Source organism: Streptomyces sp. NPDC060002, from assembly GCF_042737245.1.
GTDB lineage: Bacteria > Actinomycetota > Actinomycetes > Streptomycetales > Streptomycetaceae > Streptomyces.
Genome location: NZ_JBHWUW010000134.1, coordinates 1 through 1,181 on the forward strand (window position 1 = coordinate 1; position 1,181 = coordinate 1,181).

Consider the following 1,181-nt stretch of genomic DNA (forward strand, 5'->3'; position numbering starts at 1 on the left):
GGTTTTGAGTTCTCCCGTCGCCACTTGAGTCGTGTTCCGTTTCGGATCGCGGCTTGGGCGGTGACGGGGCTGGTGGTTTGCGGTCTGCTGTGGGGATGGGCGACAGCAGGCTTACGCCGTTGGTGTTATCCGATACCGAGCGGCGGACGTTGCAGGGATGGGCCCGGCGCCGGACGACCGCGCAGGGCCTGGCGTTACGGGCACGGATCGTGCTGGCCTGCGCGGACGGCGGCAGCAATATCGCGGTCGCCGCGCGGCTGGGCGTCAACCGGGGCACCGTGACCAAGTGGCGGGCGAGATTCCTGCGCGACCGGCTGGACGGGCTCAGCGACGAACCGCGCCCGGGAGTGCCACGAACCATCACCGACGCCCAGGTCGAAGAGGTGGTGGTGCGCACGCTGGAGGAGACGCCTCCGGGTGGGACGCACTGGTCGAAGCGGGAGCTGGCCAAGGTCGTGGGGATCTCCCCGGCGAGCGTGCTGCGTATCTGGCACGCCTTCGGCCTGCAGCCATGGCGGACCGAGACCTTCAAGATCTCTCCGGACCCGCTCCTGATCGACAAGATCCGCGATGTCGTCGGCCTCTACCTCGCCCCGCCGGCCAACGCCGCGGTGTTCGCGGTGGACGAGAAACCGCAGATCCAGGCCCTGGAACGAACCGCGCCGGTCCTGCCAATGCTGCCCGGAGTGCCCGAACGGCGCAGCTTCGACTACGTCCGGCACGGCACCGTCGACCTGTTCGCCGCCCTGAACACCGCGACGGGCAAGGTGATCTCGAAGCTGTCCGCGCAGCACCGGGCCGTGGACTTCCGTGACTTCCTCGACGAGATCGACCGCCAGACCGAGCCCGGCCTGGCAGTCCACGTGATCTGCGACAACCTCTCCGCCCACAAGGCGCCGGTGGTGCACAAGTGGCTGCTCACGCATCCCCGCTTCCACCTCCACTTCACGCCCACCTACTCGTCATGGCTCAATCAGGTCGAGCGGTGGTTCGCCGAGTTGGAACGGCGCTGCCTCGAACGCGGGGTGTTCTGCTCCCTCGACGACCTCAAGGCCGCACTCAAGGACTGGATCAAGGTCTGGAACGACCAGGCCAGACCCTTCAAATGGACCAAGACCGCCGACCAGATCCTCGACCGAATCTGCCGCTACTGCTCACGCATCTCCGAACCAGCTCACTAG

1 protein-coding gene is annotated in these 1,181 nt (G+C 67.1%); it reads left to right on the plus strand.

The window, feature by feature from the left end; translation table 11 throughout:
* Positions 1-95 precede the first annotated feature (95 nt).
* Entirely contained in the window at positions 96-1,181 is a 1,086-nt protein-coding gene (locus ACFWBD_RS41505; RefSeq protein ID WP_385679428.1) for an IS630 family transposase, read from the plus strand.